Annotated in this window: 25 protein-coding genes; 6 read left to right on the top strand and 19 right to left on the bottom strand. The window is 58.9% G+C overall.

From position 1 onward, the window contains the following. Nucleotides 1–93: 93 nt before the first annotated feature. The 6 genes from HU727_RS18295 to galE form a co-directional block, all read right to left on the bottom strand. Nucleotides 94–2,172 carry a YjbH domain-containing protein gene (locus HU727_RS18295; protein WP_186533512.1) on the bottom strand — a complete coding sequence of 693 codons (2,079 nt, stop codon included), beginning with the start codon at nt 2,170–2,172 and terminating at the stop codon, nt 94–96. Further along, complete coding sequence (locus tag HU727_RS18290) at nt 2,169–2,930, bottom strand: capsule biosynthesis GfcC family protein (RefSeq protein ID WP_186533513.1); 762 nt, start codon at nt 2,928–2,930, stop codon at nt 2,169–2,171. The genes HU727_RS18295 and HU727_RS18290 overlap by 4 nt, the downstream gene beginning before the upstream one ends. After that, the gene (locus HU727_RS18285; RefSeq protein WP_186533514.1) at nt 2,927–3,592 is read right to left on the bottom strand and encodes a YjbF family lipoprotein; all 666 of its coding nucleotides are present in this window, start codon (nt 3,590–3,592) and stop codon (nt 2,927–2,929) included. The genes HU727_RS18290 and HU727_RS18285 overlap by 4 nt, the downstream gene beginning before the upstream one ends. Before the next feature lie 12 nt (nt 3,593–3,604). Next, entirely contained in the window at nt 3,605–4,720 is a 1,116-nt protein-coding gene (locus tag HU727_RS18280; protein WP_186533515.1) for a polysaccharide biosynthesis/export family protein, read from the bottom strand. A 95-nt stretch (nt 4,721–4,815) separates the two neighbouring features. Then, on the bottom strand, nt 4,816–5,049 hold the full coding sequence (locus HU727_RS18275; RefSeq protein ID WP_186533516.1) for a hypothetical protein: 234 nt from the start codon (nt 5,047–5,049) through the stop codon (nt 4,816–4,818). Nucleotides 5,050–5,280: 231 nt separating this feature from the next. After that, on the bottom strand, nt 5,281–6,297 hold the full coding sequence (galE, locus tag HU727_RS18270; RefSeq protein ID WP_186533517.1) for a UDP-glucose 4-epimerase GalE: 1,017 nt from the start codon (nt 6,295–6,297) through the stop codon (nt 5,281–5,283). A 387-nt stretch (nt 6,298–6,684) separates the two neighbouring features. Here galE and galU point away from each other — a divergent pair, with 387 nt between their 5' ends. Together galU and HU727_RS18260 are read left to right on the top strand one after the other, a co-directional pair. After that, nucleotides 6,685–7,518 (top strand): UTP--glucose-1-phosphate uridylyltransferase GalU, encoded by an 834-nt coding sequence (galU, locus tag HU727_RS18265; protein WP_126364920.1) that lies wholly within the window; start codon nt 6,685–6,687, stop codon nt 7,516–7,518. A 32-nt stretch (nt 7,519–7,550) separates the two neighbouring features. Beyond that, a complete protein-coding gene (locus tag HU727_RS18260) occupies nt 7,551–7,961 on the top strand; it encodes a mannose-1-phosphate guanylyltransferase (RefSeq protein WP_186533518.1) in 411 nt (136 codons plus the stop codon). Between the two features lie 43 nt (nt 7,962–8,004). Here HU727_RS18260 and HU727_RS18255 read toward each other — a convergent pair whose 3' ends face one another. From HU727_RS18255 to HU727_RS18220, 8 genes are all read right to left on the bottom strand, one after another. Further along, nucleotides 8,005–9,135 carry an SGNH/GDSL hydrolase family protein gene (locus HU727_RS18255; protein ID WP_186533519.1) on the bottom strand — a complete coding sequence of 377 codons (1,131 nt, stop codon included), beginning with the start codon at nt 9,133–9,135 and terminating at the stop codon, nt 8,005–8,007. Nucleotides 9,136–9,283: 148 nt separating this feature from the next. Beyond that, nucleotides 9,284–10,333, bottom strand: coding sequence for an acyltransferase family protein (locus tag HU727_RS18250; RefSeq protein ID WP_186533520.1), 1,050 nt, complete (start codon nt 10,331–10,333; stop codon nt 9,284–9,286). Nucleotides 10,334–10,345: 12 nt separating this feature from the next. Beyond that, a complete protein-coding gene (locus tag HU727_RS18245; RefSeq protein ID WP_186533521.1) occupies nt 10,346–11,449 on the bottom strand; it encodes a hypothetical protein in 1,104 nt (367 codons plus the stop codon). Continuing rightward, on the bottom strand, nt 11,440–12,672 hold the full coding sequence (locus tag HU727_RS18240) for an MATE family efflux transporter (RefSeq protein ID WP_186533522.1): 1,233 nt from the start codon (nt 12,670–12,672) through the stop codon (nt 11,440–11,442). Before HU727_RS18240 ends, HU727_RS18245 begins: the two co-directional genes overlap by 10 nt. After that, nucleotides 12,669–13,781, bottom strand: a complete 1,113-nt coding sequence (locus HU727_RS18235; protein WP_186533523.1) for a polysaccharide pyruvyl transferase family protein — start codon at nt 13,779–13,781, stop codon at nt 12,669–12,671. Before HU727_RS18235 ends, HU727_RS18240 begins: the two co-directional genes overlap by 4 nt. 14 nt (nt 13,782–13,795) lie before the next feature. Then, a complete protein-coding gene (locus HU727_RS18230) occupies nt 13,796–14,878 on the bottom strand; it encodes a glycosyltransferase (RefSeq protein WP_186533524.1) in 1,083 nt (360 codons plus the stop codon). A gap of 40 nt (nt 14,879–14,918) precedes the next feature. Next, nucleotides 14,919–17,141 (bottom strand): polysaccharide biosynthesis tyrosine autokinase, encoded by a 2,223-nt coding sequence (locus tag HU727_RS18225; protein WP_186533525.1) that lies wholly within the window; start codon nt 17,139–17,141, stop codon nt 14,919–14,921. A gap of 39 nt (nt 17,142–17,180) precedes the next feature. Beyond that, entirely contained in the window at nt 17,181–17,621 is a 441-nt protein-coding gene (locus tag HU727_RS18220) for a low molecular weight protein-tyrosine-phosphatase (RefSeq protein ID WP_186533526.1), read from the bottom strand. Nucleotides 17,622–17,911: 290 nt separating this feature from the next. On the opposite strand from HU727_RS18220, the gene HU727_RS18215 reads away from it, so the two are divergent. Both HU727_RS18215 and tal read left to right on the top strand, forming a co-directional pair. Continuing rightward, nucleotides 17,912–18,868, top strand: coding sequence for a cellulase family glycosylhydrolase (locus HU727_RS18215; RefSeq protein ID WP_186533527.1), 957 nt, complete (start codon nt 17,912–17,914; stop codon nt 18,866–18,868). Between the two features lie 202 nt (nt 18,869–19,070). Further along, the gene (tal, locus tag HU727_RS18210; protein WP_186533528.1) at nt 19,071–19,997 is read left to right on the top strand and encodes a transaldolase; all 927 of its coding nucleotides are present in this window, start codon (nt 19,071–19,073) and stop codon (nt 19,995–19,997) included. A gap of 119 nt (nt 19,998–20,116) precedes the next feature. Here the strand turns inward: tal and rssC are convergent, their stop codons facing one another. From rssC to HU727_RS18195, 3 genes are all read right to left on the bottom strand, one after another. Continuing rightward, complete coding sequence (gene rssC / locus HU727_RS18205; protein WP_003226553.1) at nt 20,117–20,599, bottom strand: anti-sigma factor antagonist RssC; 483 nt, start codon at nt 20,597–20,599, stop codon at nt 20,117–20,119. Further along, a complete protein-coding gene (rssB, locus tag HU727_RS18200; RefSeq protein ID WP_186533529.1) occupies nt 20,599–21,780 on the bottom strand; it encodes a two-component system response regulator RssB in 1,182 nt (393 codons plus the stop codon). The genes rssC and rssB overlap by 1 nt, the downstream gene beginning before the upstream one ends. Before the next feature lie 345 nt (nt 21,781–22,125). Next, a complete protein-coding gene (locus HU727_RS18195) occupies nt 22,126–22,815 on the bottom strand; it encodes an MlaA family lipoprotein (RefSeq protein WP_186533530.1) in 690 nt (229 codons plus the stop codon). A 199-nt stretch (nt 22,816–23,014) separates the two neighbouring features. Between HU727_RS18195 and pcrP the strand changes: the two genes are divergently transcribed. Further along, on the top strand, nt 23,015–23,635 hold the full coding sequence (gene pcrP, locus HU727_RS18190; RefSeq protein WP_186533531.1) for an HAD superfamily inactivated hydrolase PcrP: 621 nt from the start codon (nt 23,015–23,017) through the stop codon (nt 23,633–23,635). Nucleotides 23,636–23,743: 108 nt separating this feature from the next. Beyond that, nucleotides 23,744–24,007 carry a DUF4404 family protein gene (locus tag HU727_RS18185; RefSeq protein ID WP_186533532.1) on the top strand — a complete coding sequence of 88 codons (264 nt, stop codon included), beginning with the start codon at nt 23,744–23,746 and terminating at the stop codon, nt 24,005–24,007. Between the two features lie 184 nt (nt 24,008–24,191). Here HU727_RS18185 and queF read toward each other — a convergent pair whose 3' ends face one another. Continuing rightward, on the bottom strand, nt 24,192–25,022 hold the full coding sequence (queF, locus tag HU727_RS18180; RefSeq protein ID WP_186533533.1) for an NADPH-dependent 7-cyano-7-deazaguanine reductase QueF: 831 nt from the start codon (nt 25,020–25,022) through the stop codon (nt 24,192–24,194). Between the two features lie 61 nt (nt 25,023–25,083). Next, nucleotides 25,084–25,617 (bottom strand): copper-resistant cuproprotein CopI, encoded by a 534-nt coding sequence (copI, locus tag HU727_RS18175; RefSeq protein ID WP_186533534.1) that lies wholly within the window; start codon nt 25,615–25,617, stop codon nt 25,084–25,086. Between the last annotated feature and the right edge of the window lie 137 nt (nt 25,618–25,754).

The following is a 25,754-nucleotide window of genomic DNA, read 5'->3' as shown; positions in this document are numbered from 1 at the left end:
CCCACGCGGAGCGTGGGAATGATCATCGGTACACGGCCAAGATCTGGGGTCTGGCTGCTACAGAGGTTTTGTGCGTGTCTGGAAGGCCAGCGCTTACTCGGTGATCTTCTCGAAGTTGCGATAGAACATGTCCCCTTCCCGGCTATCGGTCATCGAGTGCAGTTGATAACTGCGACTCAACCTGGCGCCACCGTCACGGGTCAGCGGAGCCCAGACCAGGTTGGCGCGGCGCATGGTCGACATGCTCATCATTTCGTCGAACGGAATCGACAGATACAGGCCCTTGTCGAAGCTACCTTCGCCATATTCGGCGCTGCTGGCCGTGGTGATCGTCGCCCAGGCGCCGACCCGCACGCCATTGAAAAACTCACGCGAGATGTCCACGGTCGTGCCCCAGTCTCCTGCCAGATAACGACCGACACTGACTGCCGCCAGGGTGTCGAAAGGCAGATCGGTATAGCCAGTGATATGCCCGGTCACGACCGAGTAATCGCGCAATGCAAAGCCTTGGTCGAAATCACGTTGACGCACCCAGTTCAGATCCGCCCCCACCGACCAGCGCTCCCCGACCGGGCGGTACAGGACTTCGGCACCGACACCCGCGAACATCGACTCCAGATAACCGCCATAAACCATGCCATACAAATCTTTATCCAACTGCTCGGCATGGCTGAGCTGAAACAACGGCATGGTGGTGTTGGACGTGGTCAGGTACTGACGCAGATCCGTGCGCACACGCGGCAGGCCGCTCGGCGCGTCGTAGACGAACTTGTCGAAGTTGTTGACCAGGTTGGTGCTGAGCAAACCGCTCCACCAGGTGTTGCGGTTGAAGCGATATTCCGCATCCGCGTCAGCGCTGAATTGATAGAGCAAACCGTCCGGGCCGCCGACGTTCTGCTTGAAGCCCAGACCCACGCCATAACTGAAATGTTGTGGCGCTTCGGTGTAGAGGGTTTTCTCGTTGCGCGGCATCGCCGGGTTGATCTCGGTGGTGCGGTGCAGCGACTGCAACGGCTCCTCATTGTTGATCACCTCGCGAAAGGTCTGGCGCGGCAGGCTGGTTTCTTCCAGCGGCAAGTCGTAGCGCTTGTTGACCACGGTGAACCAGTCGATGTCGTCGTTGACGCTGTTGTCGAGAATCCGGCTCGCCCGCCCAACGGCCTTGGACGAATGGAAATAACGCTGCTGCTCGCCATAAACGATCAGCTCGGAATTGCGCTGACTGATGCGCTCGACCTTATAGCCCGCGTTCTGCTGCAGGCGTCGCGACACGTCGGCCCAGTTGACCTGTTCCATCGACGTCGCCGGCGCCTTCGTCGGCAGCGGTTCGGGCGTTGGATCGTAGGTTTTGGCCGGGGCCTTGCGGCTGACGAAATTGGTATGAAAGGTCACGCCGAACATGGCGGTGTTGCCACGCTCCCACGCGGCGCTCAGGTCGATCGAATCGGTGACTTTGAACACGGCGCCCAGGTTGATCGGCGAGTCCTGCTTGATCTCGTTGTCCTTGGGTTCGTTTTTGTAGTCGTTGCCTTCGAACTCAAGCTTCAGACTGAGGCGATCCCACGGTGTCTGGTAGCTCACGCCACCGAATAACGACGGCCGACCACGAAAGTACGAGCCGGAGTTGACGTCACCGGTGCCCTCAAGCGCCGGCCGGGTATCGAAGCGGTTACTGACATAGCCCAGCGGGTTGTCGATGTCGCCGCGATTGCCGATGTAGCCCCAGGCGATACCGGCGCTGAAATCGAAATTGTCGAAGCGCTTGTTGGCGACCAGAAACTCACTGGAGAACAAACCGGTACCACCGATATCGCGGAAGCCCAGCGCCACTTCCGGCGCCCAGTGGCTTTCCTGCCACAGGCGGACTTTGGCATCGACCGCCTTGTCCTTGTAGCTTTGGCTGCCGCTCAGGGCCTCCGAGCCGTACGGCCGGTTGGTGATCGCGGTGTAGCGAAACGAGCCTTCGAGCCAGTCCAGCGGCTGCAATGACACGCTGTAGCGGCTGTAGGGGTCGGTGCGGTTGGCGTTGACGCTCAGCTCGCCGGCCGGGGCCATGCGCGCCGTCGGCGTCTGCAACAGGCCGGCGCCACCGAAGTCGTTCTGGGTAATGCGCGGCTCGGCGTGAGCCAGGCCACAGGGCAATAAAAACACAGCTGCAAAACGAAACTTCAACGAACCACCTCGGCCAGCTGCGTGGCAATAAATTCGGCCAACTGCTGATTCAGTTCAGGAAGAGGCGGATCAAGATCATCATTTTTTATCGGCACCAGAATCTTGCTGCCGGCCACGGGGAACTGCCCTGATTCGCGATTCCAGTGAGCAATGCCCACGCGCCGAGAAACGCCGTTGGGCTGGATCAGCCACAGGTAATCGGCCTCGGCGTCATCGAGCACCGCGCAGCCTCGCAGGTATTCCCGGGCCTCGCGCAACGGCTGATACGGCAGGCGGCACGGCTCGGCGACCGCGCCCAGCACCTGCACTTCGTCGACCCGTTTCGGATAGATCAAGCGATCGCCGTTATCCAGACGAATGTTGCGGGCGAAACCGACTTCCACCGCCACCGGATCAAGGTCGGCAATTTGCCGCCCGGTCACCGGCATTTGCCGCACTTCTTCGGCAATGCGCTGCGCCAGTGCCGCGCGGCCAGGACGGTCGAACAAGGTTGCCATCCGGTGCAGCACGTCTAGATCGAACAGCACGCCGACCTTGAGTCGCGTCTGTTCCTCGACCAGCGACTGGCGCAACAAGCCGCCCGCCAGCCAGTAACCTTCGGCGTTGGGCACCGCCTCGCTGATCACATCAAACAGACGCCCACCTGGCGGCAGTTCGATCGGCCCGGGATTGGCGACGTCGCCGGACACCGTGACGGCGGCCTGGCTCGTACCCACGATCAATACCAGGCACGCCGATAACAGTCCGAGGCGCTTCACGGCAGATGCCTGCGATCAGGGGTCAATTGCACAAGCTTGACGCGCAGTTGCGAGGTCAGTTGCTGCTCGCTCTGCAGAATGAAACCGTCACGGGGATCGACCCAGTAACGGTTGGTCGCGCTCAGGCCGATGGCGGGCGCGTCAATTTGCTCGTCGACGCGCAGCACCGAGTAAGCCTTGTCGAGAATTTCCAGGGTCTCGGTGGAACGGCGCGAGAAGCGGCTGTTGACGATAACGCCGACTTCCTGGCCCTTGTAGAGATCGATCCAGCGCTTCGTGGTGAAGCCATCGACGACTTGATGCAGGCCGTGCTTGAACGGCGAATCGTCGGACAGCCGCGTGCCGTCCAGATCGCCTTCCAGACCGAGGCCGATGCTGCGCACGGCGAGGCCATCGCGTAGCAGCAACACCTGCTTGCCGGATGCAACCCAGAACTGCAGGTCTTCACGCTCGCGCACCAGCGCCAGCACCCCGGAGCCGGACGGTGTGGTCAGTTTCAGTTGCGGATAGTTAACCCCGGCCACTTCGGCCGGCGTCACATCGACCTCATCGGGGCCGACAACAGCGGCCTTGAGGTTATTCAGCGACGCGCTCATCAGCGGATTACAGCCGCACAGCAACGAGGCCGCCATCAGGCAGACGCCCACTTTCAAGATGTTCACAGTCGGGCGGCCTTATTTGCTGTTGTTGCTGTATTCGCTCCAGTTCTTCGCTGCCGAAGCCCCGGTGCCAACAATCGACGCCGACGGCACCAACTGGCTGATGAAACGGTTCCAGCGCGTGACGTTGGCCGGACCGACATACACGACATCCTGAGGCCGCACCTGGAAGTGCGAAGCCAGCGCCATGGCGGTCGGCGACTCGGCCTCGAGCTGGTAGATTTTCGCCGGCTCGACGTCGAGGTTTTCCACGCCGCGAATCACGTACACGGCGTTGCCGTTGGAACTGGTCTGGCTCAGGCCACCGACCGAACCGAGCACGTCGGAAAGGTTCATCGTCGCGGTCTTGAAGCTCAGCGCACGAGGCTGGTTGACCTCACCCATGACGTAGATGCGCTTGTTGTCGTTGTAGGGCAGATACAGCTGATCGCCGCCCTTGAGGTAGATGTTCTGCAGTTCGGAATCCTGCTCGTTGAGCGAGTCGAGATTCAGTGGATAAACACGCCCGTTGCGCGTCAGCAACAGGCCAGACAGATCGGCATTGTTGGTGTCGATGCCGGCGGAACCGAGGGCCTCGACCACGCTCAGCGGATTGGTCGAAATCGCTTGCGGACCAGCCTTGGACACCGCGCCGGTGACCACGACTTTCTGGCTGGCGAAGCGCAACACCGCGACATCCACCTGGGGCTCGGCGATGAACGCCGACAGGCGTTGCTCGATGTCGGAGCGCAGTTGCTGGATGGTCCGGCCAGCGGCCTGGACTTCCTTGATATAGGGGTAATACAGCGTGCCATCGGAGCGCACCAGGCGGCCGTTCGCATCGATCTGTTGTTGCGCGCCGGAGGGAGCGGTCAGCTCCGGGTGATCCCAAACGGTGATGTACAACACGTCATTGTTGCCGATGCGATATTCGGCCGGCGTCACCAGCAACTCAGGCGGAACCGACTCACGCTTTTGTGTGGCACGGTTCATGGCGATCAGCTTGGGGGTGATCGGGATCAGCTCGACCCGGCTGCTTTCGCTGGCGCCCTGACGGGTGATGTCGCTGGTGCTGAGGTATTGGCCGGGGGAAAACATGCAACCTTGCAAAGCGAGACTTGCCAACATTAAAAGATAAACACTACGAGTCATAATGGCACTACGCTATTCAAGGGCGAATCCAAAAAACAAAGTCACCCGACTTGCGTCGGGCGACTCTGTACTGCACTAACAAATGTTCCTGTTAGTTATTGCGTGCCGGTTGTACCGGTGGTACCCGTCGTACCGGTGGTACCGCCGTTGGCACTGCCACCGCTGTTGGACGCCGCTACAGCACTGGCAACCATTGCAGTACTGGCGGCGGGCGCTTGCGAAGCCGCCACACTGCCACCTACATTGGTCACCGCTGTCAGCGGCGCTTCAGCTGCGGCAGCCCAGTTGCTCAACATCGTCAACAGGGCAACTGCCATCACTTTTTTCATATCAACTCCTTTCTAACATTCGACCTGTTAAAAAACCGGTCTGTGTTAGAGGTGGTAGCGTTCAAGTCCGCAAAGAGCGCGAACAAGATCCGTCGTTCTTTCACAGTCTTACCCAACTGATAAAAGTCGAACGGCAGGTTTATATCTACGGACTTGCAAAAGGCATTGCCAGTGTAATTTCCCGACGTTATCTAACAAGCTGACTGAAAATAACATTGAGCTAAATAGCCATCATCCCGAATAGCCGTTGGGATGATTCGATTGCCAGCGCCATGTATCGGTAACCATGTCGTGCAAGTTGCGCGTGGCTTTCCAGCCAAGTTCTTTCGCCGCTTTCGAAGCATCGGCAAAACTCTCGGCAATGTCACCGGCACGGCGCGGCATCATCCGGTACGGCACCGGCCGCCCGCAGGCCTGTTCGAACGCGTGGAGCACTTGCAGCACGCTGTAACCATCGCCGGTGCCGAGGTTCCAGGTGTGGATCCCGGCGCGCTCACTGATTGACTGCAACGCCTTCAAATGCCCGTCCGCCAGGTCGACGACGTGGATGTAATCACGCACGCCGGTGCCATCGACTGTCGGGTAATCGTTGCCGAAGATCGACAGCTCGCGCAGGCTGCCGACCGCCACCTGGCTGATATAAGGCACCAGATTGTTCGGAATGCCGTTGGGGTCTTCGCCCATATGCCCGCTGGCATGGGCGCCGATCGGGTTGAAGTAGCGCAGCAACGCGATGCTCCAGCGCGGCTCCGCCTGGCTGAGGTCACGGAGCACGTTCTCGACGATCAGTTTGGACTGGCCGTAGGGATTGGTCGGATTGCCCGTAGGAAAATCCTCGCGGATCGGCATGTCCTCGGGTTCGCCATACACCGTGGCCGAGGAGCTGAACACCAGCCGGAACACCCCCGCCGCCGCCATCGCCTGGCACAGGGTGATGCTGCCGCCGACGTTGGTTTCGTAGTATTCGAGCGGCTTGCGCACGCTCTCGCCCACGGCCTTCAGCCCGGCAAAATGCAGGACGGCGTCGATCTTGTGCTCTCGGAAGATGCGGTCAAGCAAGGCCCGGTCGCAGACATCGCCGCGAATCATCCAGGCACTTTTGCCGCAAATGGCTTCTACCGCGTGGAGTGCCGCATCGCTGCTGTTACAGAGATTATCCAGAACGACAACTTCATAACCTGCTTCAAGCAATGCAAGTGTGGTATGCGAGCCGATATAGCCGGCGCCACCTGTTACCAGAATCTTCATAGCGCGGTCCGTCATTGAATAAGTACGGGTAGCGTGTCAAGCCCTGCCTGGCGGATATGTGGAGCACGCCACACAAACAAGGCGACAACAACATCAAGCAAAATTAGTTCAACCACTGGCAATAAATATTTTGCCAGTGCAAACTGTATTGCCGGGTACTTATTAGCACTCCCCGCGCACTCTTCACTATCAACAGATACCGACTAAAAATAACTGATAACGCTGCGACCGACATCTACTAACATTGCCACCTTTTAACCCCGCAACTAATTGCCATTAACGACCTGATTCAGGTATTAAAGTAAGCCTTCAACTTCATTGAACTTGCAGCCATTCCTCTTGGCCTGCAACCGTCGCCTGTGTTCCTTGACTGTCCAGGATGCTTTTATGATTCGTAAATGTTTGTTCCCCGCTGCCGGCTACGGCACGCGTTTCTTGCCGGCCACCAAAGCCATGCCCAAAGAGATGCTACCGATCGTCAACAAGCCGTTGATCGAATACGCCGTTGAAGAAGCGCGGGACGCCGGCCTGCAACACATGGCCATCGTCACCGGCCGGGGCAAGCGCGCGCTGGAAGATCACTTCGACATCAGCTACGAACTTGAGCACCAGATTCGCGGCACCGAAAAAGAGAAGTTCCTGGCGGGCACCCGCGAGCTGATCGACACCTGCACCTTCTCCTACACCCGCCAAGTGGAAATGAAGGGCCTGGGCCACGCGATTCTCAGCGGTCGTCCATTGATCGGCGACGAGCCATTCGCCGTGGTCCTGGCCGACGACCTGTGCCTGAACCTGGAGGGCGACGGCGTGCTCTCGCAGATGATCCAGCTTTACAAGAAATTCCGCTGCTCGATCGTCGCCATTCAGGAAGTCCCGGCCGACCAGACCCACAAGTACGGCGTGATCGCCGGCGAGCTGATTTCCGACGGCATCTACCGTGTGAACAACATGGTCGAGAAACCGGCACCGCAAGACGCGCCGTCGAACCTAGCGATCATCGGTCGCTACATCCTCACGCCGGATATTTTTGACCTGATCGCCGACACCCAACCGGGCAAGGGCGGCGAAATCCAGATCACCGACGCGTTGATGAAACAGGCGCAGAACGGCTGCGTGCTGGCCTACAAGTTCAAAGGTCTGCGCTTCGACTGCGGCGACGCCGAGGGTTATCTGCAGGCGACCAACTTCTGCTACGAGAACGTGTACCTCAAGGGCCGCTGAGACGGCTTTCCACTCCCCACAGGCAGGCAACCATGAACATTGCACAACATTCGACAGAGATTGAACGTGAGGTGGGCAACCTCGGGGTGATGAGCTGGTTGTCGCGCCATCAACCGCTGCCCAGCGCCAACGAAACCTGGCTGGGCACGATTCTGCTGGTGGAGCGGATCGGCGTGTTTCCCGCCTCGGGAGATATTCGTCGGCCGATGCGCGACCCCTATCCCCTGATCGCTCACCTGAAGGCGCTGTACGGTGACCGGGCGCTGGAAATGGATGACCGCGACGGCCTGAAAGTCATCTTCAGCGACTGGCGCTTTCGCGTGCGGATCTGCTGCAACGACCCGGCGATCATCATCAACGTGGAAACCCGTTGCGATACCCGGTTGATGCCGCAGAAGCTCGACGAGCTGCTGCATGAAGTCGACACGTTCAGCCCCCTGTAGGAGCTGCCGACAATGATCGTTCCCACGCGGAGCGTGGGAATGATCAGGGTGGCGAGTCGTCGCACCCGGTACTCGTGCCAGTTATCCAGCCATAAAAATAATCGGCTATCACCTTCCCGCCCGTGGCCGGCAGCGGGTGAATCTTGTCCGGGCCGATCATCGCAGCGGCGTAGCGTTTGACGTCGGGGCCGAACGCGCATTGCAGATTGGCGTAACCCAGACGCTGTTCGCGCGCCCACGGCTCAAGCGCCTGCGCATACGCCGACATGGGATAAGCGCTGGAACGCGTCGTGTCCTGGCGCATGATCAAGTTGATACTCGCCGCCGGCTGAATCTCGCGCAGCATGCTCACCAGCCCCTGCACGTTCTGTAAATACTGCGCTGGCTTCACGCCAAAACCCTGATCGTTTCCGCCGAGCATGATCAGGTAAACGTCAGCGGGGATTTTCGACACCACGGTTTTCCACTGCGTCTGCCACTGCGGATCCTTGTGATAAAAGTCGGCGGACGCCGCACCGGAGGCCGCGAGCTTCGACACCCGCACGCCCGCCTTATCGTTGCTCATCCACAGGCCGAACAGGGTGGGCGCGCCTTTCACCACTTGCAATTTGAAGGACCAGTCTGCGGCGCTGGGTGCGCCGGGGAGTGCGATCTCCTGGACGCCCGAGCCTTCGAGTTTTAACGGCCGCCAGTCTTGCGAGGTGGTCCAGCGGTAGCGGATTTCGCTGCTCTCGCCGTTGCCCAGATAGAGCAGTTTCGCCTGCGTGACGGCGGTATCGAGGGTGGATGTCGGGCCAGCGTCGACCTGCAACCAGGCGCCCGGTTTGCCGGTCACCGTGCGGCTGTCCGGGCTCGCCTGGCCCAGGCCTGAAACTTTCCAGTCGCCACCGAAATATTTCTCGCTGCTGCGGGTGTACTTGAAATGCGTGCCGCCCAACGCCGCGCCGTGGTTGAAACCGATATAACCGGGCCCGGCGAACCCCACCTCCCCCGCCACCCGCTGCACCAGCTTGTTCAGGTAGAAATCCTGCCCGGCGGTATAACTGTCGCCGATCACCGAGACCGACAACACCTTGCCGGCCTTGCCCTCGCGCCACTGCGCGAAACGCTCGCGGGCATCGCCGACTTCGATTACCGACGCGGCGACTGGTTGCGCGTCATCTACTGGCAACATTCAATATTTCCTTTGTCTGTGATGGCCTCTTCGCGAGCGGAGATGGCGTGACTTGCACAGATCCACTGTAGGAGCTGACGAGTGAAACGAGGCTGCGATCTTGTGATCTTTGCAAGCAACAGCAAAAGATCGCAGCGTGCCGCAGCGCCTACAGGGATGATTGCGTTTGTACTACCGGGGTGATCGGCGCCAACGGTTTCCGCTTCGTCGCGCGCTCTCCGAGGAACAGCACAGAGGTGAAATTGAAGCGACTGAACACCATCGCCAACACCACCGGCCCGAGCAAACCGCAACTCAGACCACCGAGCACCAGCAGGCTTTCATCTTTCACGCCAAGCCGCCCAAGTACAAACCGCGAAGTCGCGGCGAACAGCACATGGAACAGGAAAATCGCGTAGGAATACCCGCCCAGCCAGGTCAGCGCCTTCGAACGCATGTCACTCGACAGCAAGGCTATGCAAGACACACAGCCGACAGTCAGGCCTATCACACTGCGCCGGTCAACAATCAGCTCGCGATCGATCGCCGCGACATACAGCAGCGTCAGCGAAATCAACACGAACAGCAGCGGCCCGATCACCTTGAAGCGCTGCTTCAACGCATCGACATTTTCCTGGCCAATCATCCCCGCGACAAAAAACGGCAGCAGGTAAATTGCACCGTTGATGCCGAACGCGTCGAGCGGGAACGGCGGCAGCAAGAACAACAGCGCCGCAAACGCGAACAGCCCATACAGGCGCGTTGCCGAACGCAGCATGCCGCGCCATTCCAGCAAGCCGACGAACATGAAAATGATGAACACTGCCTGCAGAAACCAGAAGTGATTGATTGGCACCCAGAACGACAACAAGGCATCGATCACGCCGACGTCCTTGTTCACCCCCGGCCCGACGGCTTGCAACACCGAGAACGGCACGCCGACGCAAAACAGCGGCACGATCAGGCGCCGCACCTTGCCGGAGAAAAACGAGGGAAAGTCATTACCGCGGATTTTGTAGATCGAATAGATGTACCCGGAAATGAAGGTGAACAGCGGCATGCGCACGTACACCATCGAATCGGCGATCACCCTGAACGGCGAACCGATGTCGATTTTCAAGCCGCCACCCAGCGGGCCGATGACGTGATAGAGCACCAGCAGCAGGCACGCCAGGCCGCGCAGGGTTTCAATCTCCAGGGATTTTTTATTGCTCGACATAGAGCACCTGCCTTAAGTGAGAATTCTTGATTCGACCTGCGTCGGTTTGTTTGCGCGCAGCATCAACCCCAGTCCCACGAACAACACCGGCACCACCATCGAGAAGTGTCGGGCGAAGGAGCCGAAGTCCGGCTCGAACAAGCCTTGCACCAACAGAAACGCCAGCGGAATCGCGATCAGTTCCTTGGGTTTGGTCTGGATCGGCGCGCCTTTGTAATCGGTCGAGGTGATGACTTTGAACAGCAGCAGCGCGGTCATGATCATCAGCGCGACGAAGATCACCTGCCCCGGCCCGGACAACAGAATCAGCTCCACCGGGAACGACAGCCGGAAGAAAATAATCATCGAATCCAGCGCCTGAGACACGAAGTCGCTGCCGCTGAGCCATGAAACGATCAGCGACTTGGAGCCCTCTTCGCCCGCCGTGCGCAGTTCGTTGTTGCTGGCACGGATCGACGACACGGGAAAGCCGAGTGCGATCTGAATCGCCATCGCCACCGCCAGGTAGAACAGGAACAGCATCAAAAAGAAGGTGAAGCGCGACACGTATTTTTTCATCACGCAAACACCGACCCACGACAGCGAAAACAGAATCCAGTACGGCCGGATCAGCACGCCATAGATCACCGCCGAAAAGAAAAAGCCGCCGCGATATTTGCGCGTCAACGAGCTGAGCAGAATGCTCAGAACCGCCACCGACACGATGATTTCCTTGGTCAGGTTCTCAAGGAAAAACGAACGCACGATGCCCCACAGGCACAGGGTGCCGAAGATGGTCAGCGGCATGCGCCGAAACACCACCACCGGTATCGCCGTGAGGAAGAAATTGCAGAACATGCCATAGGCCCAGGCATTGGTCAGGTTGATCCCGGTGGGCCGCAGCAGGAACGCCGAACACTCGTAGGACGAACGATCCGGCGAGAACGGGTTCCAGAAATTGCAGTTGTCGGCACGGGCATAGGACGACCACAAGGTCATCGCATCCGGCCCGGGATCGCGGGGCACCAGCAGCGGCATCGCGACGGACAGAAACAGCCCGGTGAAGAGGATCAGAAACGAGATCGAAGAATCGAATGCGCGCCCGCGAAATTCGATGCGCGGCAACTTCAGGCCCATGACAGGGCAGCCTTCTTCTTGCCGCTGACATGGGTCAACAACGCAATCACGCCGAGCTGTACAACGACCGCAAAGACGTTGCCCCACGCGGCGCCATAGATCGAGTAATGCTTGATCAGCAAATAACTGACCGGCACCGAAATCAGCAGACAAATCGCCGCGCTGGCGAGCGATACCCGGCTGTTTTTCGAGGCAATCAAACCGCCCCAGACGATGTCGCCGATCGCGCGCAAAGCGAAGGAAAAAATCAGCACAGCGAGGATGGCGTTATCGGGGCGCGGAACGCTGGTGGCGACGTAATCGAGCACCACGTTGAAAAACACATAGATCGCCACGGCCACGACGGCGGACACCGCGAGCGAGCGCAGCACCCATTTATTCACGAACAGTTGCTTGACCGTAAATGCCTGCTGATCAGCCTGAAAACGCTTGGCGAGCATCGGAATGCCAACCACTGCCACCACCGCATACGACAACGCCTGCAAGGTGTTGGCCGCCGACCACGCGTACACGTATTTACCGAGGCTGGCATAGGGTTCCAGATCAATGATCAGAAAGCGCTCGGCGTACTGACTCAGCGCGATCAAACCGGTGCCGAGATAGAACGGCAATCCGGCCTTCCACACGGTCGCGGTGTCCAGCGCTGCCGCTTCGCGACCCTTGTGCACCTTCGCCACAATCAGGTAACCGGCGACAATCACCAGCACGTTGGCAGCCACCCACAGCCACAACACACTGGCTATGCCGGCGACCCAGCCGAGCATCATTCCACCTACCGCCAACACCGCCCACAGCCCGGTCTTGATGAAGAACAGCAAGGCGCCGGCCGTGGCTTTCTGCGCCGAAAACACGAAGGAATTGATTTCGAACGACAGATGCTCGGTGAGCAGCACCAGCGTCACGCAAAGGATCAGCGTGGCGGTCGCTTCCACCGACTGGAACAGGGAATAAATCAGTACGGTCAGCACCGACAACAACAGCCCCACCGCCAGATACAGCAGCAGGACTTTATCGACCACTCGCCGCGAACTGCCGCCGACACTGATCAGCCGATTGATTTCAGAACTGAACCCGACGCTGTAAAACTTCGAGGCGATCAACGACGCCGCGACCACCACGCCGTAAAAGCCCAACGCCTCATAACCCAGGTAATGAGTGATGGCCAACACCAGCAAGAACTTCGCGCCCAAGGCTCCGCCGCGAAGCAACAGCCGAAATATCATCGAACGACACCCTTGATGATCTCGTCCATGGCCACGGTTTTTGCTTCAATCTCTCGGCAGGTGTCAGTCAGACGCTTGCCGAAATCCGACAGGGCATTCGGTGCGTAGACCGTATTGATGATGGTGTCGACATCGATGTCGCCGCCATTGATCACCCAGTCCTCCACGCCCATGTCCTGATAGGCGCCGAAGCCTTTGCGCTCGTAGCTGATGTGGTAGGCCGGGACGCCGGAGAGCAGCGATTCGATGGCGCCGTGCAAGCGCACCGAGATGACCAGGTCCGGCTGGTATTTGGCGATGGTCGCCTTCAAGGACAACAGGTCTTCGCTGATGCCCAGCTCGCGGTAGAACGCGCCGTCATCGTTGCCGCGTACAGCGCTTTGCACGGCGCAGACCACTTTGCTTTTGTTCTTCAGGCGCTGCAGCAGCAATTTCAGATTGGCCACGTAAGCGACCTTCTTCTCTTTGCTCCACTCCGGCGGCTTGCGCAGCACTACACACACCGTCGCCGGCGAGGCCGCGCAGCGGGTGAATTTCGGTTGCTGAAGAATCTTGCTCGCCAGTGATTGAACGGCCAGGTCCGGCGCGCGATAGACGTTTTCATAAGCGTCGAAAATTGCCGAAGAGCGATTGTCGCGCACGAACACCGCATCGGCGCTGGCGTAATGCTCGACGATCTTGCCGCTTTCGCCATGGAACGGGCCGATGCTCTGCGGCAGGTACACCGAAGGCACCTTGCTGAGGATCGCGGTTTCCAGTTGCTTGGCGTGGCCGAGCTTCAATTTGATGTGCTCGAACGCGCTTTTTGAACGCATGTAGCCGCCGCCCACGCCCACGATCAGGTCGGTTTTTTTCAGCAGATCCGCCAGCCCCGCGTAGGACTGATTGAGGAACACAGCCTGCTTGACCCGACCCAGACCTTTGGCGGCCATTACCGGCGCATCAAAACGCGGGTGCGGCAAATAGCTGAAGGACTCAGGATCGGACGCCACGACGTTGATCGAGGTGTCCTCGCCAAAGTTGCGCTGCACCAGGGCAATGGCCAGATCGACAAGCAGACCGTCACCGGAGTTGGACGCACTGTAGCCATGCAAAATCGTTACGTTCATAAGCTGAGTTCTACTTAATAAGTGGGAGCGTGATACAGATCGTAGGTCTGGCGGATCATCAACGCGGCGCTGAAGCGTTCGCGCACGATGCTCCGGCCTTCATTGCCGAGGTCGAGCAGGCGCGGCTTCTGGATGATCGTCAGCACATCGGCCAGCGCCTGGTGATCGCCGGACGGAAAGACGTAGCCGGACACCTCGTTGGTGACCAGCTCAGGCAGCGAGGTGCAGTTGCTCGCAATCACCGGCAGCCCCATCGCCATGCCTTCCAGCGGCACCATGGCAAAACCTTCCCAGCGACTGGGCACGATGAGCGCATCGGCTTTTTGATACAGCGCCTGCACTTCCGTCGGCGTTACCCACGGCAGATATTCAACCGAGTCCATCGGCGGGCATTCGACCGAATCCTCGTTGACGGCACTGCCGACGACCGTCAGTTTCAGGTCGCTGCGATTGACCTTGGCGTAGGCCTTGAGCAGCACGTCGAAGCCTTTTTGATAGTCGAGGCGCCCGACGAACAACAGATGAATCGGCTCGCTCCCCGCGCTTTTCGGCATGTCTTCCTTGCGATGAATGCCGTTGTAGACGAGCTTCATGCGCTTGCGCTCGATGCCAAACCGCGCCGCTTTATCCAGCTCGTACTGGCTGACGCAAATGATCACGTCGGTGACCTTCTGCAGGACACGCTCGATCCACGCATAGGCTTTCTGTTTGGTCGGCGAGCTTTCCATCAGGAACGAAAAGGCGTGCGGGCAGTAGACGATTTTCGGCTTGCGCCACGGCCGCAACAGCACGCACACGCAGCGCCCTATCACCCCGGAAAAGGTGCTATGCAAATGCACGACGTCAGGTTTTTCCTTGATCAGCACTTGGGTCAGGCGCCAGGCGAAACGCAGCAGCGACGGCACATTGCGCCCGCTGCGGGGAAAAGTGCGCACCTGCTGCGGCGCGATGCCGTGCAGTTCCCTGGCCTGATCCTCCGGGACCAGATAGACCCATTGGTAATTCGCCGCGTCACCTTCGGGCGATGCCGAAATCGTGCGGATCACCGTCGCGACGCCACCTTTGATCGTCTCGGCCACGTGCAATATTTTTTTCACAACTCACCCACTTCAAACAGGAAGGAACAATCGGCAACCATCAGGTTTTGTCGGACGCGTATTCGTAGTTGTAATAACCGGTGCCGCCGTAATAGCTGGCCGCACGTTTCTCGACGCCGTTGAACACCGCGCCTTTCAACTCGATGCCGTTCTGGGCGAAGCGGCGGATGGTCAGTTCGATCTCTTTGGCCGGGTTCACCCCGAAACGGGTCACGATCAGGCTGATGCCGGCCTCACGGCCGACAATCGCGGCGTCTGTCACCGCCAGCAGCGGCGGTGTGTCGATGATCACCAGGTCGTAGCGTTCGCTGAGTTGCGCCAACAGCTCGCGGAAGTTGGCGTGCATCAGCAATTCCGAAGGATTGGGCGGCACCTGGCCACGGCTGATGAAATGCAGGTTGTCGACTTCGACTTTATTGATCGCCTGCTCAAGCGTGCAGCGCTTGACCAGCAGGTCGGACAAACCGTTGGTGATCGGTGTGTTGAGGGTTTTGTGCAGGTGCCCTTTGCGCATGTCGGCATCGATCAGCACCACGCGCTGACCGCTCAGGGCCATGACCGCTGCGAGGTTGGACGAGACAAACGTCTTGCCGACCTGCGGGCTCGGCCCGGAAATCATGATGCGGTTGTTGGTCGAATCCAGACCGGCGAAGTGCAGGCACGTGCGCAGGCTGCGGATCGACTCGATGGACAGATCCGTGGGATTGCGTAGCGCCAGCAGATAGGCGGGCTTGTCGACGCCATCACGGGCGCGGCCCTTTTTGTTGTCTTCTTCCTCCTGCAAGGCGCTGTAGGGAATCGACGCGTACACCGGCAGGCCCAATTGCTCGATGCCTTCGGGGCCTTCAAGGCCACGGCTCAGGGATTTGCGCAGCAGCACCAGCGCCACGCCGACGAATGCACCGAGCAGCGTTGCGATCAGCACGATCAGCGGTTTCTTCGGTTTGATCGGGCTGGTCAGGTCGACATCGGCGGTGTCGATCAGACGCACGTTGCCGACGGCGCCGGCGCGGACGATGTCCAGCTCCTGGGATTTGTTCAGCAACTGCGTGTAAATCTGCGAGGCCACTTCGACGTCGCGGGTCAGATTAAGCAGTTCCTGCTGGGTAGCCGGCAGATCCTGAACCTTGCCTTCGAGGGACTTCTGCTGCTGGGTCAGCTCGCCGATCTGCGACATCAGCGCGCGGTAGGCCGGGTGTTGTTTGGTGAACTTGCGGTCGAGCTCCGCCTGCTGCATTTTCAGCTCGGAAATGCGTGTTTCAAGGGCCACCGACTGGCCGAGCACCGACTGGGTTTCCAGCGAGATGTTCACGGTCTTGCCGCGCGTCTGATAGGCATTCAACGCGTCGCTGGCCTTGGCCAGATCGCGTTTGACCTGGGGCAACTGGCTTTGCAGGAACGCCAGGCTCTGCGCGGCTTCGGCCGAAGTCCGGCGCACGTTTTGCTCAACGTACAGCGAGGCGATCTTGTTGAGAATCTTCACCGCCTCCGCCGCGTCGGGACTCGCCAGCGCCAGACGAATAATCCCCGACTCCTTGCCTTGTTCGGAAATATCCAGCGCGTCCTGATAGCCCTGAATCGTCACGATCCTCGGGTTGCGCACCACTTGAAAACGCGTGCCGGGGTTGGCCGCCAGGTGCGCGACCTGCCCTTCCACGCCATCGTTGGCAAAGGCTTCGCCCGCCACGCCTTCGGCGAGCAGATTGTCGTTTTCATCGAAGAGCTGGAAGCGCTGCTGCTCGCCTGCAATCAGCGTGAGTTTCTTGCCGAGCAGATCTTTAGGCAGTTCGAGCCGGTTGAACTCCAGCCGCTCGCCGCCCCAGGCGTAGCTGCTCAGACCGAACCGTGCCGGCGCAACGCTGGACTCGCTGTCGCCGCGATAGCGACGTGAGAGGAAGCCGCCAATCAGCGGAAAGGTATTGGGCGTGACATCGATATCAAGGCGCAGATCGTCAACGGTTTTACCGATCACCGCGCGGGATTTGATGATGCCGATTTCGGTCACCGACGGCGATTGCCCACCGAGCATGCTGTTGAGGTCGGAGAAGCCGAGCATGTCGTTCTTTTTCGGTTCGACCTGCACCAGCGCGTTCGCCAGGTACACCGGCGTTGCCAGAACCGCATAAGCGACGCCGGTGACCATGAAGGCACCGGTGAGCGCACCGATCAGCCATTTCTGGTCGATCAGGCTGCCGAAGATGCCGAGCAGATCAATACTGTCTTGATCACTGTCGCGGGTGCCGTTTACGGACGGTAACTGCATAAGTCTGTTCTTACCATTCACTGTTCTGAAGAATATTCATCAATGCCCGAGGCGCTGCGCCCATGAACTAACAGCATCTTCAATCAATGCGTGGGCATGAACAAAAGCGGCCTTGCCTTGACGATACGGGTCTTGTATTTCGCGCTCGCTCTGCCACTTGCCGAGCAGAAACACTTTGCCTCTGGCGTGAGAGGCAATCTTCAGCACTTGATTTACGTGCGCTTTTTCCATGACCAGAATCAAGTCCGAGTCATTAACGATGTCCGACGTCAGTTGCCGGGCCTTGAAAGTCTCAGCGCTATGGCCATGCTCTTCCAGAACCTGGCGGGCCGACGCTTCCACGCCCTCGCCCACGCGTGCAGAGAGGCCGGCGGAGGACACCGTGATGGCTGACGAGCCCAGCGCGTTGCGCAGCAGTAACTCTGCCGTCGGACTTCGGCATATATTGCCCACGCAGACAACGAGGATCTTTTTGAACAAGTCTTGCTTTCCTGTGTAATATCAAACAGCCAACATGCGGTGAAAGTTAATGAACCCTCACGACTTTCCTGCACTCAGAAATAGCTTCGCCCTGTTAGTACAGGAGCATTAAGTACCACAGCGTTTTAAGCCGCCCCAACCACAATTAGCGGACTAAAAATAACTGTGATTTTCAGCTGTCTCTTTCCTGACAAAAAATAACATTCATGCACTAAGTGCCATCACCCTTATCGAAAATTGGGTAACGGGATAAATATTCGTAGTTGTCATTTCTCTTCAGGAGAGCAGACATGAAATCAGCACAACTGAAAAAACTCGGCGCCCTCGCCCTGATGGCGTTGGGCGCAACCAGTCAGGTTCACGCCAGTGAGCTGTTCCCTAATCTTCCAGCCAAGACCATTGGCGTTCAGGTGAAGATCCAGAGCTTCACCGCCGCCGATGCCGAACAAATCAAAGCGGCAGGCTTCAGTTTCGTGCGCTTTGGCGTATGGAGCGACAGCCTGACCGCCAAGAGTTATCAGAAACAGGTCAGCGATGCCTTCGCCGCCGCCGGTTCGGCCGGGTTGCCCGTGCTGCTGACCGTGCGCGCCATCAAGGCCATACCGGCGACTACGCCGACCGAGCTGGCGACCGCTGGCGGGGCGTTTGCCAACGCGGTGACGGGCCTTGAAAAGTCCTACAGCTCGCAATTGGTGGCGATCGAAATCTGGAACGAGCCAGACCTGGAAACCTACTGGCCGACGCGCAATTTCGACACCACGTTCGTGCCGTTCATGGCCGGTATGTGCAAAGCCTTCGAAGGCCAACCGCAATCAACGCCGCGCGTCGGTTTCGGCTTCGCCCGGCCGCCAACCGCTGGCTCGGCGTCGACAGTGGCAATGAACCGGATCGTCAGCGAATACCCCAAATGCCTGAACGCGGTTTCCTATCATCCCTATGGCATGACCGCCACGCAGATCAGCAACGCGCAGACCTTTATCCAACAGAATTTCAATCTGCCAGGGGTCATCAGTGAATGGGGGGTTTCGGCACTCGCGTCCAATGGCGGCATCGAGGGGCAAGCGACCAGGATCAACACGTTTATCGGCGACGTCAGACGGCTCAAGATTCCTCTTACCTCTATCTATGAATGGCGCAACAGTGTTTCTGGCAGCAACGAACGCGAGCAGAACTTCGGCCTGCTGACGTCCGACGGACAGGCAAAACCGGCGAGATTGTCGATCGAGCCGTTGTTGAAGGCCGATTAGGTCACGGGCAACCGACCTGTTCACAGGTCGGTTGCTTTGAACCTGTGGGCTGTTTTGGCATCGTATTCATCGACAGCGCGCCCCGCCTTTCAAACAATCGTTTTCAGGTTGTTGCCGCAGGGGCCATCGATCCACTTACGCACCCTTGAGTGCCCGTCAGCGCTCGGGTAATGTCATCAGACCCATAGGATAGAGCACGCCCATGACTTCCAAGCTGGAACAACTCAAACAGTTCACCACCGTTGTTGCCGACACTGGCGACTTCGAAGCGATCGCCCGGGTCAAACCGGTCGACGCCACCACCAACCCTTCCCTGCTGCTCAAAGCGGCGGCCATTCACGGTTACGCCGAGTTGCTGAACGCTTGCGTCAGCGATTGCAAAGGCGATGTCGGCCTGGCGAGCGATCGTTTCGGCGTTGCGGTCGGTGGCGAAATTCTCAAGGTCATTCCTGGCCGTATTTCCACCGAAGTGGATGCACGTCTGTCGTTCGACAAGGACGCAGTGCTCAAGCGCGCGCATCGCCTGATCGAGCTGTACGACAAGGCCGGCATCGGCCGTGACCGCGTGCTGATCAAGATCGCCTCGACCTGGGAAGGCATTCGCGCCGCCGAAGTGCTGGAAAAGGAAGGCATCCAGACCAACCTGACGCTGCTGTTCTCCTTCGCCCAGGCCGCCGCCTGCGCCGATGCCGGCGTGTTCCTGATCTCGCCGTTCGTGGGCCGCATCTACGACTGGTACAAAAAAGCCAACGGTAACGACTATACCGGCGCGGATGATCCGGGCGTGCAGTCGGTGACCCGCATCTACAATTACTACAAGGCCAATGACTACAAAACCGTGGTCATGGGCGCGAGCTTTCGCAACCTCAACCAAATCGAACAACTGGCCGGTTGCGACCGCCTGACCATCAGCCCGGAACTGCTCGAAAAGCTCGCCGCAGATAATGGCAAGCTGGAGCGCAAACTGGCTCCGGGTCATGCCGGCGAAGCCCGCGTCAGCCTAAACGAAGCGCAATTCCGCTGGTTGTCCAACGAAGACGCGATGGCCACCGAGAAACTGGCTGAAGGCATTCGTCAGTTTGCTCGCGACCAGGAGAAGCTTGAGGCCCTGTTGCAGGCCAAGCTGTGATTTGAGGGTGTGAAATGCACAAAGGGCGAACCTGTGAGGGTTCGCCCTTTTTTGTGTACTCGCAACTCCCTGGCAGCATCACCTGTGGTGAGGGAGCTTGCTCCTTCACCACAGAGCCATCAGTGTCTTTCGAGCGCATTCACCAGGTCATGGAACGCCTCACGATTGGAATCGTTCAGGCCCATGAGGATCTTGTGCGCTTCCAGCACCTTGATCCGCACCACTTCTTCGGACTGATCCTGGTCCGGCAAGTCGTCCAGGCACTCCGGGCATGGGACCGGATGGTTGACGATGTTGAACACCTGCTCGAAGCCCATCGACTGCAGCAGTCGGGTGATGTCTTCGTGGGTGGTGACAACCGTCGGCAACAGGCCGACCTTCTGGCGCGACAGGATCGACAATTTGGCCAACAGGCCCAGGGTTGTGCTGTCGATGCTGCGGGTTTCGGTCAAATCGATCACGATCGCGTTGAAATTCAACGCGGTGAAGATTTTCTCAATAGTCGCATCCAACGCCGAACACAGGGTCAGGCGAACTTCACCGACGAACTTCAGGACGAAGGTGCCGTCCTGCTCGGCGAACTGGATTCTACCGGTACTCATTAAAGATTCCTGCTCAACACCAACAGGGCGATATCATCCGGCATCTCCCCTAGCGTGGCCAAACCAAACACTTGCCGCAGACCATCCAGGCTGCCGCCCGCTGACTTCACCCGTTCGGGCAAAGCAGCCTCTTTTTCTTTGAGCGTTGCTTCTGGCAAAAGGTCCAGAATGCCATCAGACATCAGCGTCAGGCTGAACGTCGGCGGCAGCTCAAGCACGTGGTCTTCGTAGGTGGCTTCGTTGAAAAGCCCCACCGGCAAACCACGACCTTCTAGATAACGAACACTGTCAGGCGTGTACAACACAGGCAACGGCAGATGCCCGCCGATGCTATAGGTCAACAAACCGGTCTCCTCGTCGATGACTCCACCGACCATTGTGACGTGTTTACCCAGCTTACAACTGATCAGCCCCCGGTTGATATGACCGAGCACTTCCGAAGGCTTGAATTCCGGCAAGGTGCCATTGCGTTTGGATTCGAACAGCAAACGCGTGGTCATGAACTTCAGCAGCACGGTGACGAAGGCTGACGAAGCGCCATGACCGGAAACATCCGCCAGGTAAAACGCGACCCGACGCTCGTCGACGCGGAAATAGTCGACAAAATCACCCGACAGGTACAGCGACGGGATGATCTGGTGTGCAAAGTTGAATTCGTCGATGCTCCACGGGCTTTCCGGCAGCATGTTCATCTGCACCTGGCGACCGGCGTTCTGGTCTTCCTGGAGCAGGTTCAGGCTGGCTTCGAGCTCGCGATTGGCTTTTTCAAGCTTCTCGCGGTAACGCTGGTTTTCCAGAAGCAGCCGTGCGCGATCCAGGGCCCGGCGCACGGAGTGCTCGAGCACAGCCAGATCTTCGAGAGGCTTGATCAGGTAATCCGCCGCGCCCAGGCGCAAGGCCTCGACCGCATCGTTCATCACCCCGGCACCCGAGACGACAATGACCGGCGTCTGCGGCGAGCGCTCAGTGACCTGACGGATGAGTTCGAGACCGCCCATCTGCGGCATACGCAGATCGCAGATGACCAGATCGGGCTTTTCGCGCTCGAATACCTGAAGACCCTGTTGACCGTTGCCGGCCTGCAGAACGCTGAAACCACTGTCTTCCAGATAGGCCGCGAGACTCGCGCGCACTACCTCGTCATCATCGATTATCAGCAGCGTGGCACTGGTTTTTGGCATGTGGGCAAACGGCGCCAGAATTAGGTTGGCGTAGCTGGCGGGGCAACGGCCCTGCGCACACTACTGGATTCGCTTTCTAGCCTCTCTGCTGCCCCGTTTTCAAGCCTTGGCTTGGCACGCGGTTATGCAGAGGTGCCCTTCTAAGGCGCAGACGGTACTCCCATCCGCAGAGCGTTTCAAGCGTGCGCCGATTGTCGCTTGACGACTTTGTTTGTCAAATCACCGGGAGTTATAAGAACCGTCCCAAGCGTAACCCGATGGAAGGTAGCAGCGGTGATTGGCGATGCTCTGGCGTGGACGAAAAAGGGCGACCCGAGGGTCGCCCTTTCCATTCAGCGATCGCGATCAAAAATCGTCTTCGACCTGGCCGTCCTTCACCTTGAACTCGCGGTTTTGCAAGTAAGCGTTGCGGATGAAGGTGTATTTGTCACCACTGATCAGCTTCTCGCTGGACAGCAGGCTGGCACGGGTGTCGACGATGTTCAGGCCGAAAATCGAATTACGCACCGGCACGTCGTTGATGTAGCGGTATGGGCCGGTGAATCCGTCGACGTATTTCGACGGTGCGTCACGCAAGGTGCTTGGTCCCATCAGCGGCAGCATCACGTAAGGACCGCTGCCCACGCCCCAGTAGCCGAGCGTCTGGCCGAAGTCTTCGTCACTGCGGTTCAAGCCCATCTGGGTGCCGACGTCGAAGAAGCCGAGCAGGCCGAACGTGGTGTTGAAAATCAGTCGTGCGGTATCCACGCCCGCGGCAGCCGGTTTGGCCTGCAGGATGTTGTTCGCCAGGTTGGTGACGTCACCGACGTTGCGGAACATGTTGTGGATGCCGTCCTCGACGAACTGCGGCGTGACGAACTGATAACCCTGCGCCAGCGGCTTCAAGGCGTAGGTGTCAACGAAATCGTTGAACTGGAAGATCGGACGGTTGACGCTTTCCCAAGGGTCTTCTTCCGTTGCCGCCTGGGTGGCGAACGGCGCCAGCAGCAGACCGGCACATACACTTAGCTGAGCGAGCGATGGGCTCCAGCGCATAGAAAAACTCCTTGGATTTGATACTGGCGCGGACCTCTCGGCCCGGGCATTGAGGCCGCTAGTATAAGCGTAATCGGCGATTTGGGCAGTCCGTCGCTGTAGGGATATGCGGGAAATTTCCTACGCCCACTTTCACAGGCCTGTCACGCAACTGTCATCGCCAAGTCCTAGTCTTGAGCGTTATTTCAGGGACGCTGCCATGACTCACGCCGAAACGTTGCCCGTCGACGCACCCACTCTGACTGCGGTGCTGTTCGGCCTGAGCGGTTGCCTGGTGGATTTCGGTGCGCGCGCCCTGCGACAGGAAATTGCGCTGCCGGAGAGTGCCGAGGCTACACCGGGCGCGCTCGACAGTCTGAAAAGCTTGCAACGCCAACAGATTCCCTGCGCGTGGCTCGATGAACTTCCCCCTGCCCTCACCCAACCTTTGTCAGCCCAACTGCCGGCGTGGATCAAACCTGCGCAACATTCGGCAACAATGAATCCGTGGCCAGCGCCGAATGCCTGCTGGCAAGCGTTGATGGAATTAAACGTCGGCAGCCTCGACGGTTGCGTACTGGTCAGCGGAGAGCCGCGCCTGTTGCAGGCCGGCCTGAACGCCGGTTTATGGACGATTGGTCTCGCTTCCTGCGGTTCGCTATGCGGCCTGAGCCCCAGCGAGTGGCAGGCCCTTTCGCAAAAGGAACGCGAACATCTGCGCGGCAAGGCAACCGTGCAGCTGTTTGCGTTGGGCGTGCATTCGGTGATCGATCATCTGGGCGAGCTCGAGACGTGCCTTGCGGACATCAACTTGCGCCGCCAGAAAGGCGAAAAGCCCTGATCGGGATCATGCAGGGTGATCGAGAGTGGATTAATCTAAAGGTCAGCCATAGACCTTTGGCGCGCGGCTGCGGTCAATGCCAGTGCCTATTGATGAAAGGAAACCACCATGCCCGCTCAAGAACTGCAAAAACAGCTCGATACCCTGCGCGATCAGCTGGAGCAGAATCCACCGCTGTCGGAAGTCGAGCGTAAGGATCTGCATGCGCTGATGGAGCAGGTTGAATCTCAAATCCAACTGGAGGCCGCGACTCAGGACGCCAGCATCGTCGATGGGGTGAATCTGGCAGTCGAACGTTTCGAAGTCGATCACCCGACCATTGCCGGCACCCTGCGCAATATCGTCAATACACTGGGCAGCATGGGGATCTGATTCCCCAGCGCACAAAAAAAGCCCTGCCAGCGATGGCAGGGCTTTTTAGTTTCCGAAAATTTGCACAGCCCCTTGTGGGAGCGAGCCTGCTCGCGAAAGCGGAGTGTCATTCGATGCAGATGTCGGCTGATCTGACGCATTCGCGAGCAGGCTCGCTCCCACGTTCGATTTTCTACATCTGGAGTTATTGACGCACCAGACGATGGTTCGGCAACTGTATGCTTTCAGTGCTGCGATACGGATTGATATCCAGCCCACCACGCCGCACATAGCGTGCGAATACCGTCAGTTTCTCGGGTTTCAACAACCGCTGCAGATCGAGGAAAATCCGCTCCACGCACTGTTCATGGAAGTCGGAGTGCTGGCGGAAGCTGACGATGTATTCAAGCAGGCTGGCGTGATCCAGCGCCGCGCCGCGATATTGCACCACCACACTGCCCCAGTCTGGCTGGCTGGTGACCGGGCAGTTGGATTTGAGCAGGTGACTGTGCACGCTCTCCTCGACGATCCGCGACTCATCGCAACGCAGCAGTTCCGGGCGCGGATGTTCGTAATTGCTGACGCTGATATCCAGATCGTCAATGCACACGCCCGGCAACGCGACGACGCCTTCGGCCTCCACATCCTTCAAACTGCGAACTCGCACGCCCACAGGTTTGCCGGCAGCAGCAGACAGATCCTTGACCAGCGTTGCTTCCAGCGTCGCGACGTCGGCGAACGGCGTCTGGTTCAGCGAGTTCAGATACAGCTTGAACGACTTGGACTCGATGATGTTCGGCGAGTCAGCCGGAATGCTGAATTCAGCGATCGCCACCACCGGTTTGCCCGATGGCAGCAGCCATGACAGCTCAAAGCAGTTCCAGAAATCGACGCCCTTGTACGGCAGGGTTTCGGCGGTCAGGCCCAGCTCGGCCCATTTCGCGGTGCGCGGAATCGGGAACAGCAGGGACGGCGTGTACGTGGCGATGTATTCGCTGGATTTGCCCAGCGGCGAGTGTTCGGCTGCGGGATGCATGACGGAAACCTGACTGAATAATCAGCGGATTCTACCAGCCTTTGCCCGCGCCTTTGAGTGCTTACTGACTGACTGTCAGTTTGCCGACCATGCCCGCCTGATAATGCCCGGGAATATTGCAGGCAAACTCCAGGCTCGTGGCCTTGCTGAAGGTCCAGGTCAACTCGGCAGTCTTGCCCGGCTCGACCAGTACGCTGTTGGGGTCGTCATGCTTCATGCCGTGGCCCATCGCGGCGTGATCCATGCCTGCCATGTCGTGGGACGTTTCTTTCATGCCGGTCGGCGTTAGCATGCCGCTTTGCTGCATCTGCAACATTTCCTGCTGGTGGCTGGCATGCATCGCCGCATCGCCGAGGTTGAATTCGTGCAACAACTGGCCTTTGTTCACCAGAACAAAGCGAACCGTCTCGCCGGCCTTGATCTGCAGGTTCTTTGGATCGAAGCTCATGTCGCCCATGACGATTTCGACACTGCGCGAGGCCTGGCTGGCCGGCGCCGGTTGACCGAAGGCATAGGTGTGTGCCGGCGTCGCCCAGGCGGGCGAACTCAACGTCAGCAGACAGAAAGCCAACGTCAGGGGTGTACGCAAAAACATGGTCATGCTCCAACAAGAGAGGATTGAGCTTGTGGGACACTCTAGCCACCCGGCGCTGGCATCGACCTGACAGGCAGATTACAACTTTGTCAGCTTGGCGCTTATCGTCCAGTCTCACGGTATAAAGCCCTCGCCTC

Source organism: Pseudomonas khorasanensis, from assembly GCF_014268505.2.
GTDB classification, from domain to species: domain Bacteria; phylum Pseudomonadota; class Gammaproteobacteria; order Pseudomonadales; family Pseudomonadaceae; genus Aquipseudomonas; species Aquipseudomonas khorasanensis.
The sequence above is the reverse complement of the archived record's forward strand: the minus strand, read 5'-3'. Positions and strand labels throughout refer to the sequence as shown.